Source organism: Janthinobacterium sp. CG_23.4 (assembly GCF_029892305.1).
Lineage (GTDB): Bacteria > Pseudomonadota > Gammaproteobacteria > Burkholderiales > Burkholderiaceae_D > Janthinobacterium > Janthinobacterium lividum_D.
Window position 1 is genome coordinate 449,706 of record NZ_JARXUX010000001.1, and the last position, 14,140, is coordinate 463,845.

General features: G+C 60.1%; 14 protein-coding genes. 12 read left to right on the forward strand and 2 right to left on the reverse strand.

The window, feature by feature from the left end; genetic code table 11:
* Positions 1–25: 25 nt before the first annotated feature.
* On the reverse strand, positions 26–1,546 hold the full coding sequence (locus tag H4V96_RS02010) for a YifB family Mg chelatase-like AAA ATPase (RefSeq protein WP_280720670.1): 1,521 nt from the start codon (positions 1,544–1,546) through the stop codon (positions 26–28).
* Between the two features lie 111 nt (positions 1,547–1,657).
* Complete coding sequence (locus H4V96_RS02015; RefSeq protein WP_029496062.1) at positions 1,658–1,906, reverse strand: accessory factor UbiK family protein; 249 nt, start codon at positions 1,904–1,906, stop codon at positions 1,658–1,660.
* Between the two features lie 269 nt (positions 1,907–2,175).
* Between H4V96_RS02015 and H4V96_RS02020 the strand changes: the two genes are divergently transcribed.
* From H4V96_RS02020 to H4V96_RS02075, 12 genes are all read left to right on the forward strand, one after another.
* On the forward strand, positions 2,176–2,943 hold the full coding sequence (locus tag H4V96_RS02020) for a TorF family putative porin (RefSeq protein WP_010393463.1): 768 nt from the start codon (positions 2,176–2,178) through the stop codon (positions 2,941–2,943).
* Between the two features lie 11 nt (positions 2,944–2,954).
* A complete protein-coding gene (locus H4V96_RS02025; protein WP_010393464.1) occupies positions 2,955–3,293 on the forward strand; it encodes a P-II family nitrogen regulator in 339 nt (112 codons plus the stop codon).
* An 11-nt stretch (positions 3,294–3,304) separates the two neighbouring features.
* Entirely contained in the window at positions 3,305–4,840 is a 1,536-nt protein-coding gene (gene amt, locus H4V96_RS02030) for an ammonium transporter (RefSeq protein WP_196856107.1), read from the forward strand.
* Between the two features lie 204 nt (positions 4,841–5,044).
* Positions 5,045–6,343 carry a glutamate--cysteine ligase gene (gene gshA / locus H4V96_RS02035; RefSeq protein WP_010393135.1) on the forward strand — a complete coding sequence of 433 codons (1,299 nt, stop codon included), beginning with the start codon at positions 5,045–5,047 and terminating at the stop codon, positions 6,341–6,343.
* 97 nt (positions 6,344–6,440) lie between these two features.
* Positions 6,441–7,409 (forward strand): glutathione synthase, encoded by a 969-nt coding sequence (gshB, locus tag H4V96_RS02040; RefSeq protein ID WP_010393137.1) that lies wholly within the window; start codon positions 6,441–6,443, stop codon positions 7,407–7,409.
* 2 nt (positions 7,410–7,411) lie between these two features.
* Positions 7,412–7,816, forward strand: coding sequence for a PTS fructose transporter subunit IIA (locus tag H4V96_RS02045; protein WP_029496035.1), 405 nt, complete (start codon positions 7,412–7,414; stop codon positions 7,814–7,816).
* Between the two features lie 92 nt (positions 7,817–7,908).
* Positions 7,909–8,178 (forward strand): HPr family phosphocarrier protein, encoded by a 270-nt coding sequence (locus H4V96_RS02050; protein ID WP_010393142.1) that lies wholly within the window; start codon positions 7,909–7,911, stop codon positions 8,176–8,178.
* A gap of 44 nt (positions 8,179–8,222) precedes the next feature.
* A complete protein-coding gene (gene ptsP, locus H4V96_RS02055) occupies positions 8,223–9,965 on the forward strand; it encodes a phosphoenolpyruvate--protein phosphotransferase (protein WP_070346564.1) in 1,743 nt (580 codons plus the stop codon).
* Between the two features lie 206 nt (positions 9,966–10,171).
* Entirely contained in the window at positions 10,172–11,371 is a 1,200-nt protein-coding gene (locus tag H4V96_RS02060) for a homoserine O-acetyltransferase (RefSeq protein ID WP_082260910.1), read from the forward strand.
* On the forward strand, positions 11,368–11,979 hold the full coding sequence (gene metW, locus H4V96_RS02065; RefSeq protein ID WP_010393150.1) for a methionine biosynthesis protein MetW: 612 nt from the start codon (positions 11,368–11,370) through the stop codon (positions 11,977–11,979). Before H4V96_RS02060 ends, metW begins: the two co-directional genes overlap by 4 nt.
* Positions 11,979–13,238 carry an AmpG family muropeptide MFS transporter gene (locus H4V96_RS02070; protein WP_196856106.1) on the forward strand — a complete coding sequence of 420 codons (1,260 nt, stop codon included), beginning with the start codon at positions 11,979–11,981 and terminating at the stop codon, positions 13,236–13,238. The genes metW and H4V96_RS02070 overlap by 1 nt, the downstream gene beginning before the upstream one ends.
* The gene (locus tag H4V96_RS02075; protein WP_010393154.1) at positions 13,219–14,121 is read left to right on the forward strand and encodes a M48 family metallopeptidase; all 903 of its coding nucleotides are present in this window, start codon (positions 13,219–13,221) and stop codon (positions 14,119–14,121) included. Before H4V96_RS02070 ends, H4V96_RS02075 begins: the two co-directional genes overlap by 20 nt.
* Positions 14,122–14,140: the final 19 nt, after the last annotated feature.

Sequence of the window (14,140 nt, forward strand, 5' to 3'; positions counted from 1 at the left end):
GCACTTGTGGCTTTCAGCGCTCGCCTTATATTTCATGCAGTACACGCCGGTACTGGATCGCTTCGGCAACGTGCGGCTGCATGATCGTGGGACTCCCCGCCAAGTCTGCGATGCTGCGCGCCACGCGCAGTACCCGGTGGTAGGTGCGGGCCGACCAGTGCAGGCGTGACATGGCGCCATCTAGTAGTTGTTCACCATGTGTTTCCAGACGACAGTGCTGTTCGATTTCCGTGCTACTCAGGCGCTGGTTTGTTTTTCCCTGGCGCGCCAACTGCAGCGAAAAGGCTGCCGCCACGCGGGCCGCAATGGCTTGCGTACTTTCGCCGCTGCCTGCGTGCCGTCCCAGCGCCGCGGGTGGTATGGCGGCAACTTCGATTTGTAAGTCGATGCGTTCAAGTAGCGGGCCGGACAGGCGGCTGTGATAACGCAGCACCGCCTCTGGCGTACAGCGGCAACGACCGGAAGCGTGCCCCAAATAGCCGCACGGACAGGGATTCATGGCGGCGATTAACTGGAAGCGGGCAGGAAACTCGGCCTGGCGGGCCGCGCGCGAAATGCTGATGATGCCCGACTCCATGGGCTGGCGCAAGACATCGAGTACCCGGCGCTGGAATTCGGCGATTTCATCGAGAAACAACACGCCGCAATGGGCCAGCGAGATTTCTCCCGGACGCGGTACGTTACCGCCGCCCACCAAGGCGACGCCAGATGCCGTTTGGTGCGGTGCACGGTAGGGACGACGTTTCCAGTGTTCCACTTTAAAATGGCCACCCAGTGAATGCACGGCGGCTGATTCCAGCGCCTCGTCATCGCTCATGGGCGGTAACACGCCGGGGAAGCGGCTGGCCAGCATGGTCTTGCCTGCGCCCGGCGGGCCCACCATCAAGACGTTATGCCCGCCTGCGGCCGCCACTTCCAGTGCGCGTCGCGCTTGCAACTGCCCTTGCACGTCGGCAAAGTCGGGATACGTAAACGCCTGCGCTGCCAGCACCGGTTGATGGCGCTGCAGGGCGGCCTGGCCGTTGGGCACGGCAAAATGCGCGCAGACCTCGAGCAGGCTGTGGGCGGGATAGATGCAGGCGTCTCTGACCAGCGCCGCCTCGTCCGCGTTGGCCCGCGGCAGGATGAAGGCGCGTGGCGGCCCCGATTGGCTGCGCTGCATGGCAAAAGTCATGGCCAAAGCACCGCGGATGGGGCGTAGTTGGCCCGAAAGCGATAGTTCGCCCGCAAATTCGTAGTGCTGCAGTTGTTCGCTCGGCAACTGGCCGGAGGCAGCCAGGATGCCCAGCGCAATCGGTAAGTCGAAGCGGCCCGATTCCTTGGGTAAGTCCGCCGGCGCCAGATTGGCCGTAATGCGCCGCGCCGGCATCTCAAAGCCGCAGTTTTGCAGCGCGGCGCGGACGCGGTCGCGCGATTCCTTCACTTCCGTATCCGGCAGGCCAACGATCGTAAATGACGGCAAGCCATTGGCAAGGTGCACTTCGACACTTACCTCGGGTGCCTCCATGCCGGCCAAGGCACGGCTTTTCAGGACGGCCAGACTCATCAGACTCCCCCGTAGCGCGAGCGCGCTCGGGATCAGTCTAGCGCTTGAAACGCTGTCAGGCTTGAGGTATGCCAGCAAGGCCGTCTATCACGCGACCTTGCTGACGATACTTTATGCCTTTGGCTCGTTCAGGCGGGTTTCCAGTTCGACCAGGCGCAGTTCCAGTGCATCGAGCTTGGCGCGGGTCTTGGCCAGTACTTGTGCCTGGATATCAAACTCTTCGCGCGTGACCAGATCGAGACGGGCAAAGCCCTGTGTCATCATCGATTTCACGTTTTTCTCGATATCCTTGGCGGGCGAGTTTTCGATGGCTTGATGGATCTTGCCTTGCAAGTCGTTAAAGAAGGTATTCATGTCCACGGTCAGTCCTTGTATGGTGCGGCCTGTGCATCGCACCATTGCGGTGCACAGCGGTGTTAATCTGGTGCGCAACTGGGCACTTCATTGTTCTTCAGCAGGCCGTGGCCCCAGTCCTGGCGGCTTGCAGGGTAAGTATGGACGGAAATGCGCCAGTCAAGCTAACAAGAGAGCTGGCACGTATTCTGCTAAAGATGTCATGAACGCTTTGTGATCTCCAGCCAAGATTTTAAACCTCAACCGCTTTAAAAGTTCAATAAAAGGGAATCGCCATGAAGAATCTGTCCAAGAACATGACTTTAGTCGCAGCGTTGACGCTGGCCATGACCGCTGTTTGCGATAGCGCCATGGCCCAGGATGCCGTGGCAGCGCCTGCTGCGGCCGAAGCCGTAGCCGATAACGTGGTCAGCTACAACGTGGCGCTGAGCAGCGACTACCGTTACCGTGGTGTGTCGCAAAGCCGTCTCGACCCTGCCATCAGCGCCGGTGCCGACTATACCCATAATCCGACGGGCCTGTATGTGGGCACTTGGCTGTCGAGCATTAAATGGATCAAGGATAGCGGCGGCGACACCAACCTGGAATGGGATATCTACGCCGGCAAGCGCGGTGAAATCAGCAAGGATTTTACCTATGACGTGGGCGGCCTGTACTACTTCTATCCCTCGAATGGATTGAGCACCAATGCCAACACCTTCGAGTTGTATGGCCAACTCGGCTATGGTCCGGCCTATATCAAGTATTCGCACTCGACGACCAATCTGTTCGGTGTCGCCGACAGCAAGAACAGCGGCTACCTCGATGTGGGCGCCAACATCGACGTGCATGATGGCTATATCTTGAACCTGCATGCCGGGCGTCAGAAGGTCGAGCACAACGATGCCCTCAGTTATAACGATTATAAGATCGGCGTGAGCAAGGATTTCGGCGTGGCGACCGTAGCGCTGGCCGCCGTCAAAGCCAACATCACGTTGCTGGCACCGAATGGCAAGAACCTGGCGAAATCCGGTCTCGTGCTGACTGTATCCAAAACCTTTTAAGCGAGATTGCCATGAAAATGATTACTGCAATCATTAAACCGTTCAAACTGGACGAAGTGCGCGAAGCGTTGTCGGCTATCAATGTGCAAGGTATCACCGTGACCGAAGTCAAAGGTTTCGGTCGCCAGAAAGGTCACACGGAACTCTATCGTGGCGCTGAGTATGTCGTTGATTTCTTGCCAAAAACCAAAATTGAAGCAGCCGTCGATGACGCCATTGTGGACCAGGCCATCGAAGCGATCGAAGGCGCAGCGCGTACCGGCAAGATCGGCGACGGCAAGATTTTCGTCTACAACCTGGAACAGGTCATCCGCATCCGCACCGGTGAAACCGGCAACGAAGCGCTCTAAGGGGAATATTGATGCGTAAAAATATAACAAAATTACTCGCTGGGATAGCCTGTCTGTGTACGTTTGGCGTCGCTACGCCGAGCTTTGCCGATGCCCCCGTCAAGACGGAGGCGGCCACGACGGCTGCCGTCGCCACAGTTGCCGTGACGCCGGTGCCTGACGCCGCACCCGCTGCGGCAGCGCCGGCGCCGGCCGCTGCCGCGCCAGCGGCCGCGTCCGTCGCCAATAAGGGCGATACCAGCTTCATGATGATCAGTACCTTATTGGTGATCTTGATGACGATTCCCGGCCTGGCTCTGTTCTACGGCGGCCTGGTGCGCTCCAAGAATATGTTGTCGGTGCTGATGCAAGTGTTCATGGTGTTCGCGCTGATCATCGTTCTGTGGTGCATCTACGGTTACTCGATCGCCTTCACGGAAAAAACTGCCTTCTTCGGTGGCTTCGACCGCTTGTTCCTGAACGGCATCTGGGATCCCGCCAAGGGCACGTTTGCCGCCGCCGCCACCTTTAGCAAGGGTGTTGTCATTCCCGAGTTCATCTTCGTGGCTTTCCAGGGCACGTTTGCCGCCATCACGTGCGCGCTGATCGTTGGCGCCTTTGCCGAGCGCGCCAAGTTTGCCGCCGTGCTGGCCTTCGTCGTGCTGTGGTTCACGTTTGCCTACCTGCCAGCGGCGCACATGGTGTGGTTCTGGACCGGGCCTGACCTGATCACCAACGCTGCCACCTCGGCCAGCGAAGCCCTGAAGGCAGGCTGGATCTGGCAAACAGGCGCGCTCGATTTCGCAGGCGGCACCGTGGTGCACATCAATGCTGCCGTCGCCGGCCTGGTCGGTGCGATCATGATCGGCAAGCGCGTCGGCTACGGCCGTGAATCGATGGCGCCGCACTCGCTGACGATGACGATGATAGGCGCTTCCCTGTTATGGGTGGGCTGGTTCGGTTTCAATGCCGGTTCCTCGCTCGAAGCGGGCGACGTGGCGGCCCTGGCCTTCATCAACACGCTGCTGGCCACGGCCGCAGCCACCCTGTCGTGGGTGTTCGGCGAGTGGATCAGCAAAGGCAAGCCATCCATGCTCGGTGGTGCGTCGGGCGCCGTTGCCGGCCTGGTGGCGATCACCCCTGCGGCCGGCTTTGTCGGCCCGATGGGCGGCCTGGTCATCGGCTTGCTGGCCGGTATCGTCTGCCTGTGGGGTGTGAACGGCCTGAAACGCCTGATAGGCGCCGACGATTCGCTCGACGTGTTCGGCGTGCATGGCGTAGGCGGCATCCTGGGTGCCCTGCTGACCGGTGTGTTTGCTGCACCACAGTTAGGCGGTCAAGGTATCTTCGACTATGTTACCAACAAAATGTCGGCTGATCCCTATTCCATCGGCCACCAAGTGTGGGTGCAAGCGCAAGCGGTCGGCACCACCATCATCTGGTCGGCCCTGGTCTCCGTCATCGCCTATAAACTGGTTGATATCGTCATCGGCCTGCGCGTGCCGGAAGAAGAAGAGCGTGAAGGGCTCGATATCACCAGCCATGGTGAGCAGGCTTATCATGGTTAAATGATAATAATCAGGCATGCCAGCGTTTCGCTGCGGCATGTCTGGTGTGCAAAGGCGCCTCATCGAGGTGCCTTTTTTTCATTGTGGGAACCGTAAAGGTCTTTAAAACAAGGCCTTTGCCCCGATGTAGGCTACTTACACGGTAATATAGTCGGTAGTTCTGTGTGCTTTTTTGAATACTGCACATAATTTAAGGATGTAACTATGGCTCCCCATCTCGTCACGGCCCTGACCGGACCGCTGCTCGACCTCGAAAAAAAGATTCTGGCCGCGACGCCGGCCATTGAGCGCTGGTTCCGCATGGAGTGGCAAGAGCACACGCCACCGTTCTATTGCTCGGTAGACTTGCGTAACGCGGGCTACAAGCTGGCGCCTGTCGATACCAATTTGTTCCCCGGTGGTTTTCATAACCTGGCCACGGAAATGCTGCCCTTGTCCGTGCAGGCGGCCATGGCTGCCATCGACAAGTATTGTCCGGACGCCCGCAATCTGCTGATGGTGCCGGAGTTGCACAACACCACGCCGCAATACCTGCAAAACGTGGCGCGCCTGATGCAGATTTTCCGCCAGACGGGCCTGCACGTGCGTCTCGGCTCGTGGTTGCCCGAGATCACGCAGCCGACGCCATTGGCACTGCCAGATGGCAATATGCTCGTCATCGAGCCCCTCGTACGCCTGAACAATGGCCGTCGCCTGGGCTTGAAGGATTTCGATCCATGCACCATCTTGCTGAATAACGACTTGTCGGACGGCATCCCCGATATCTTGCAAAACATTCATGAACAAAGCCTGCTGCCGCCCTTGCACGCTGGCTGGGCCTTGCGCCGCAAGAGCAACCACTACACAGCGTACGATGAAGTGGTGAAAAAATTCGGCAAGATGATCGATGTCGACCCTTGGATGCTCAACCCTTTCCACGCCAAGTGCAGCGACGTTAACTTCCAGGAAGGCGAGGGCGAAGACGCGCTGGCCGCCAGCGTCGACGTGCTGCTGGCCAAGATCCGCAAAAAATACAAGGAATACGGCATCAAGGAAAAGCCCTTCGTCATCGTCAAGCCCGATGCAGGCACGTATGGCACGGGCATCATGACGGTGCGCGACGCCAGCGAAGTGCGCGACTTGTCGCGCAAGCAGCGTGACAAGATGTCCATCGTCAAGGATGGCAAGATCGTCACCGACGTTATCATCCAGGAAGGTGTGCCGACCTTTGAAAGCATCAAGGATGCCGTCGCCGAGCCTGTCGTCTACATGATCGACCGCTATGTGGTGGGCGGCTATTACCGCGTGCATGCGGAGCGCGGCGTGGATCAGAATCTGAACGCGCCCGGCTCGCAGTACGTGCCGCTGGCGTTTGCCCAGCAGCATGCCGTACCGGACCTGCAGGCCAAGCCGGGCACGGCCGCGCCGAACCGCTTCTATGTGTATGGCGTGGTGGCGCGCCTGGCCTTGCTGGCCGCGTCGCTGGAAATGGAGCGCACGGACCCGAATCCCGAGGTGTATTGATTCATCACTGCGGTTTGCCGGGCGCGCTGACGACTGCGCCCGGCGATCTCGGCTAGAATCATGCATTCCTTATCCAGGTTCCCCGATTGGACGCACCATGAAAATTGCATTCCTTGCCGACCCGCTGGCAGGCTTCAAGACTTACAAAGATTCCACCTACGCCATGATGCGCGAGGCGGCCAGGCGCGGTCATGCCATCTACGCCTTCGAGCAGAAGGACATGGCGCTCGAAGAGGGCATCGTCACGGCACTGGTACAGCATATCGAGTTGACCGGCGATGAACACGACTGGTATAAAATCGTATCGAGCGAAGAAGTGCGCCTGTCTGCCCTGGACGCCATCATCGAGCGCAAAGACCCGCCGTTTGACATGGAATATGTGTATGGCACGTATTTGCTGGAGTTGGCGGAAAAGCAGGGCGCACACGTCTTCAACAAGCCGTCTGCGATCCGCGACAATAATGAAAAGCTGGCTATTGCGCAGTTTTCCGAATTCACTTCGCCGACCCTGGTGACGTCGAGCGAAGCGCGCCTGCGCGCCTTTCACGCCAAGCACCAAGACGTCATCTTCAAGCCGCTCGACGGCATGGGCGGCACGGGCATCTTCCGCGTCAAGGCCGATGGCCTGAACCTGGGCGCCATCATCGAGACTTTGAGCGAGAATGGCGCGCAGACCATCATGGCGCAGCGTTTTATTGCCGATATCGTCAAGGGTGACAAGCGTATCCTCGTCATCGGTGGCAAGCCGGTGCCGTTCGCGCTGGCGCGCATCCCGCAGGCGGGCGAAGTGCGCGGCAACCTGGCCGCCGGCGGCACGGGGGTGGCGCAGCCATTGACGGCGCGCGACCTGGAAATTGCTGAAAAACTGGGCCCGATCCTGGCCGCGCGTGGCCTGATGCTGGTAGGATTGGACGTCATCGGCGACTATCTGACGGAAGTCAATGTCACCAGCCCGACCTGCTTCCAGGAAATCATGCAGCAGACCGGTTTCGATGTCGCCGCCATGTTTGTCGACGCCGTCGAGCATGGCGTTGCGCAAGCGCAGCAGCGTCAAAAGGTGCAATGACCATGGTAGGGATTTTGCTCATGACCCACGCACCGCTGGGACAGGCGTTCATCGCCGCCTGCGCGCATGTGTTTCGCGGGCCAACGGAACGTTTTGAAGCCATCGACGTCGTCGCAGACCAGGACCTGGCGGAAGTGCAAAAGCTGGCATCCGAAGCCATCTGCCGCCTCGACGATGGCTCCGGCGTGCTGGTGATTACCGATGTGAAGGGCGGCACGCCGTCGAACTGCTGCAACAAGCTGGCCGATGCGGGCCGGGTGGAAGTCATCGCCGGCATCAGCCTGCCCATGCTGCTGCGCGCCATCACGTACCGCCGCGACACGCTCGACGTGGTGGTGGAGATGGCGCTGGCAGGTGCGCAAAGCGGCGCCGTGCGCGTCGATAACCGTATCCGCGTGGGCGAATAAGGAAGTACATGGCCGCCGCCCTGAAGGCGGCGGGTTTTATAGACCAAGATTGTCATCAGCGTAGTGCATTCAGGGATAGAGACCATATAAAAATGATTCAAAAAGAACTCGAAATCATCAACAAGCTGGGACTGCATGCTCGCGCCTCCGCCAAATTTACCCAGCTCGCCGCCAAGTTCAAGAGCGACGTCTGGCTGACCCGTAACGCGCGCCGCATCAACGCCAAGTCCATCATGGGCGTCATGATGCTGGCCGCCGGCAAGGGCGCGAAAGTGACCCTGGAAGCCGAGGGCGATGATGAGCAAGCATGTGTCGATGCGCTCACCGCCCTGATTAATGACAGGTTTGGCGAAGGCGAGTAATGCCCGCCGAACGCAGCCGCAGCCGCCTTCCGACAGGTCACCCCATGGCATCTTTCACGCTCCACGGCATCCCGGTCTCCCGCGGCATCGCCATTGGCCGCGCGCATCTGCTGGCGCCGGCCGCCCTAGACGTCAAACATTACCTGGTCGCCCAGGAACAGATCGAAGCCGAAGTCCAGCGTTTGCAAAACGCCATTGCTGCCGTCCACAAAGAGCTGCAAACCCTGTGGAACGAGCTGCCGAAAGATGCGCCCACCGAACTGGGCGCGTTCATCGACGTGCACGCGCTGATCCTGTCGGATCCGCTGATTGCCGAAGCGCCGCTCGACATCATCCGTTCGCGCCATTACAACGCCGAATGGGCGCTGCTGACGCAAATCGATGAATTGTCGGCGCAGTTCGACGAAATCGAAGACCCGTATTTGCGCGAACGCAAGGCCGACATCCAGCAAGTGGCAGAGCGCGTATTGAAAGTCTTGTTGGGCACCGAACAGCTGCTGCCGAAAGCGCCCGCCGAAGATGAATTGCTGGCGCAGATGATCGTGGTCGCGCACGATATCTCGCCGGCCGACATGCTGCAGTTCCGCGACCGTTCCTTTATCGGCTTTATCACCGATGTAGGCGGACAGAATTCGCACACGGCCATCGTTGCGCGCAGCCTCGATATCCCGGCAGCCGTCGGCATGTCGCAGGCCTCGATGCTGATCGGGCAGGACGACTGGCTGATCATCGACGGCGACGCTGGCGTCGTCATTGCCAACCCCAGCGCACTGGTGCTGGAGCAGTATCGCGAGCGCCAGGTGGCCATGCAGCGCGCGCGCAAGAAGCTGGGCAAACTGAAAAAAACGCCGGCCGTCACCAGGTGCGGTACGCCGGTGACCCTGCTGGCAAATATCGAATTGCCCGAAGATTGCGTGTTTGCGCTGGAATCGGGTGCCAGCGGCGTTGGCTTGTTCCGTTCCGAATTCCTGTTCATGGGTCGCGCCCACAAGATTCCCACCGAGGATGAGCAGTTCGAGGCTTACCGCAACACGGTGCAGTCGATGAAAGGGCGCGTGGTGACTATCCGCACGCTCGACATCGGCGCCGATAAGCCGCTTGACCAGTCCGACCATACGGCCTTGAATCCTGCCCTGGGCTTGCGTGCCATCCGTTACTGCCTGGCCGAGCCGCAGCTGTTCCTGACGCAGTTGCGTGCGATTCTGCGCGCCTCGGCCTTCGGCAAGGTGCGCATCCTGATCCCCATGCTGGCGCATGCCTTCGAGATCGACCAGTCGCTGGCCATGATCGCGCAAGCCAAGGCCAGCCTGCGCGAGGACGGTGTCAAGTTCGACGATGCCGTCGAAGTGGGCGCCATGATCGAGATACCGGCTGCTGCGCTGGCGCTGCCCATGTTCGTCAAGCGCATGGATTTCCTGTCGATCGGCACGAATGACCTGATCCAGTACACCCTGGCGATCGACCGCGTCGATTACGAAGTGGCGCATTTGTACAATCCGCTGCATCCGGCTGTGCTGCAGCTGATCTCCATGACGATCGCGGCTGGCCACAAGGCGGGCATCGATGTGGCCGTGTGTGGCGAAATGGCGGGCGACGTGAAGCTCACGCGCTTGCTGCTGGGGATGGGCTTGCGCGAGTTTTCCATGCACCCGGCGCAACTGCTGGCGGTCAAGCAAGAGATACTCAATAGCGATTTGGGCCTGATTGCACCACAAATGCGCAAAATTATGCGTTCCATGGAACCAAATGTGATCGCGGAAGCCGTACAGCAGTTGCAGCTCATGTAAACTAACACCTCGCCAAATCTACTGCGCGTCGCGATTTGCGGCCTGCGATGCTCGCTGTGCTCAAGCACAGCTGCGCTTCTCGGCCACAACTCACTGCCGCTCGCTACGATTTTGCGAGGTGTTATGCACTCATGTTGCAAAACCTATCATCGGGGTTTTGCATCGACTATGGCCCGTGGGGCCGCCTCCTTTATAAACCGACACACATGTCATCCATTGGAATCGTTTCGCCGCAAACTATGTATTTTGCGCAACCCCTGCAGCTGCAAAGCGGAGCTTCGCTGCGGGACTATATGTTGATGTATGAAACCTACGGCACCCTGAACGCCGACAAATCGAACGCGGTGCTGGTCTGCCATGCCCTCAATGCCTCGCACCACGTGGCCGGCGTGTATGCCGACGCAGCAAAGAGCACGGGCTGGTGGGACAATATGGTCGGTCCCGGCAAGCCGCTCGACACGGACAAATTCTTCGTCATCGGCGTCAACAATCTGGGCTCCTGCTTCGGCTCGACGGGGCCCATGCACACCAATCCCGCGACCGGCAAGCCGTATGGCGCTTCCTTCCCCGTCGTCACGGTGGAAGACTGGGTCAGCGCACAGGCGCGCCTGGCCGATGAACTGGGCATCACCCAGTTCGCCGCCGTGATGGGCGGCTCTCTGGGCGGCATGCAGGCGCTGGCGTGGAGCATCATGTTCCCCGAGCGCTTGCGTCATTGCGTGGTGATTGCCTCGACGGCCAAGCTGTCGGCGCAAAATATCGCCTTCAATGACGTGGCGCGCCAAGCCATCTTGTCCGACCCCGATTACCGCGGCGGCGACTTTTATGCGCACGGCGTGGTGCCGAAGAACGGCTTGCGCGTGGCGCGCATGGTGGGGCACATCACCTATCTGTCGAATGACGACATGGCCGAGAAATTCGGCCGCAAGCTACGCGACGCGGCGCAGACGGGCGACTACAAATTCGGCTTCGGCATCGACTTCGAGATCGAATCGTATCTGCGCTACCAGGGCGACAAGTTTTCCGAGTATTTTGACGCCAATACTTACCTGCTCATTACCAAGGCGCTCGATTATTTCGATCCGGCGCGCGCGCATGGCGGCGACCTGGCCAAGGCCCTGTCGGGCACCCAGGCCAAGTTTTTCCTCGCTTCGTTTTCTACCGACTGGCGTTTCTCGCCCGAGCGCAGCCGCGAAATCGTCGAGGCCCTGGTGTGCAACCGCCGCCAGGTGACCTATGCGGAAATCGACGCGCCGCACGGTCACGACGCCTTTTTGCTGGAAGACTCGCGCTACATGAACATGGTGCGCGCCTATTATGGCCAGGTATGGAATGACATCAACGTAGGCGCGCATGCAGCAGCCAAGAACACCGCCGTGCGCCAGGGCGCCAAGGAGACAGCATGACTTTTGACGAATTGAGCGCCCTGCGCCCCGACCTGGCCTTCATCGCCCACTGGGTGCCGAACAAGGCACATGTGCTGGACGTGGGCTGCGGCGAAGGCGTGATGCTGCAGTATCTGCAAAGCGACAAGGAGTGCAGCGGCTACGGCATCGAAATTGCCGACGACAAGGTGCTGGCCAGCACCCTGCGTGGCGTCAACGTGATTCAGCAGGACATGGAAAAAGGCTTGGCCATTTTTGGCGACAACAGCTTTGACACGGTGCTGTGCCTGTCGTCCCTGCAGATGATGAAGCAGGTCGAGCCGCTGCTGCGCGACATCGTGCGCGTGGGTGCCGAAGCCATAGTTTCGTTCCCCAATTTCGCCTACTGGCCACACCGCGTGGCATTGCTCAAAGGCCGCATGCCGGTGTCGAAATCGTTGCCCTACCAGTGGTATGACACGCCCAATGTGCGCTGCGCTACCATCAATGATTTCCGCGAACTGGCCGAGGAATGCGGCCTGGAAGTGATCGACTGCGTGGCCTTGGCCGAAGGCAAGATGGTCTCCGTGCTGCCGAACTTGCGCGGCGACCTGGCCGTCTTCCGCCTGCGCAAAAAAGCGGTGCATTGATGACGATCAGTCCGGTGCCAGGCTGGCGTTCCTACGCCAATGGCCGCATGCTGGCCGTGCTGGTGCTGGGCTTCAGTTCCGGCCTGCCCCTGTTCATCCTGCTGTACTTGCTGCAGGCATGGCTGGCCAAGTCGGGCTTGAACGTCAAGGCGCTGGGGCTGTTCGCGCTGGTGCAGTTCCCCTACATCTGGAAATTCCTGTGGGCGCCCCTGATGGACCGCTACCGCATTCTGGGATTGGGGCGCCGGCGCGGCTGGATGGCCCTGACGCAGGTGGCGCTGTTCTTCTCTATCGGCGCCATGGGCATGCTCGATCCACTCACGCAGATCGGCCTGATTGCCGCTGCCGCCGGCTGGGTCGCCTTTCTGTCGGCCAGCCAGGATATCGTCATCGATGCCTGCCGGCGCGAAATCCTTGCCGATAACGAGCAGGGTCTGGGCGCCGCCGTGATCGTCAATGCCTATAAAGTGGCGGGCATGGTGCCGGGCGCACTGTCGCTGATCCTGGCCGACCGCATGCCGTGGCAGCCCGTCTTTTGGATCACGGCCGCTTTCATGTTGCCTGGCCTCGTCTGTACCTTGCTGATCAAGGAACCCACCGTCTACGGCACGCCGCCAAAGACCATGCGCGAAGCCATCATTTTGCCGTTCCAGGAATTCATCGCCCGCGATGGTTGGCGTAACGCAATGTGGATTCTCGCCTTCGTATTACTCTACAAAATCGGCGACAGCATGGCCACGGCGCTGGCGACCAAGTTCTATCTCGACCTGGGCTTTTCCATGACGCAGATCGGCCTGGCCGCCAACACCACGGGTTTCTGGGCCAGCCTGGCCGGTGGCGTGGTGGGCGGTGTGTGGATGCTCAAGCTGGGCATCAACCGTGGTCTGTGGGTGTTTGGCGCGCTGCAGGCGATCGCCATCCTCGGTTTTGCCTGGCTGGCGCAGGTGGGGCCGAACACCATGCTATTGAGCGCCGTGATCGGTTTTGAAGCTTTTGCCAGCCTGGGCTTGGGTGCGGCTGCCTTTGTCGCGTTCCTGTCGCGCACCACGGACCCGCGCTACACGGCCATCCAATATGCGCTGTTTTCCAGTTTGAGTGCCGTGCCGCGCACCCTGATCAATGCCTCGGTGGGCTTTCTGGTCGCCGAACTTGGCTGGTTCTCGTTTTTCATTGTTTGCTTTTTCCTGGCCTTCCCGGCCATGCTGATGCTACCTAAAATTGCCCCATGGAGGTCTGCCAATGGCACCAATATTCCCTAAACGTTATGTCGTCCTGGCCAGCCTGTGCGCGGCCACCGCGCTGGCACCACTATCTGCCCACTCGCAGCAGCAGGTGGTGCAAGACGGCATTAATGTGCGTCCCTTGTCGAGTTCGCGCATCTTTGCCGGCGGTGCCGATTTCAATGAACAATCGAAGCAGCAATACACGCAGCTGGTCAACGAAGCGAGAGAAAAAAATGCGCTGCTGCCCGCCAGCGACCCGCAGGTCAGGCGCCTGCGCGCCATCGCCCAGCGCATCATCCCCTTCGCTACGCGCTGGAACGAGGCGGCGGCCAACTGGAACTGGCAGATCAACCTGCTCAATTCGGACGAGGTGAACGCTTTTTGCATGCCGGGTGGGCAGATCGCCTTTTACAGCGGCATTATTGACAAGCTCAATCTGACCGACGATGAAGTAGCCATCGTCATGGGGCATGAAATTTCGCACGCGCTGCGCGAACACGCACAGGCGCAGGCCGGCAAGGGCAACCTGGCGGCCGTCGGCGCCAAGCTGGCCGGCGCCGGCTTGTCGGCCTGGCTCGGCATCGATCCGAGCATCACCAGCACCGCCACGAATATGGCGGCGCAGGGGGTGATGCTGAAGTTTTCGCGCGACGACGAACGCGAGGCCGACCTGATCGGTATGGACCTGGCCGCGCGCGCCGGCTTCGACCCGCGGGCCGGCGTCATCCTGTGGCAGAAAATGGCTGCCGTAAGCAAGGGCGCGCCGCCGGAATTCCTCTCGACTCATCCTTCCGGCAAGGACCGCATCTCGCAGATGAATAGCCATATGGCGCAAGTGCTGCCCTTGTACGCGCGCAGCAAGGGCGTCAGCGTGGACGCCTTGCCGCCGTACCGCAGCAGCGCCATCGCCGCGCGCTAGGATGTCTTCGCTTCGCAGC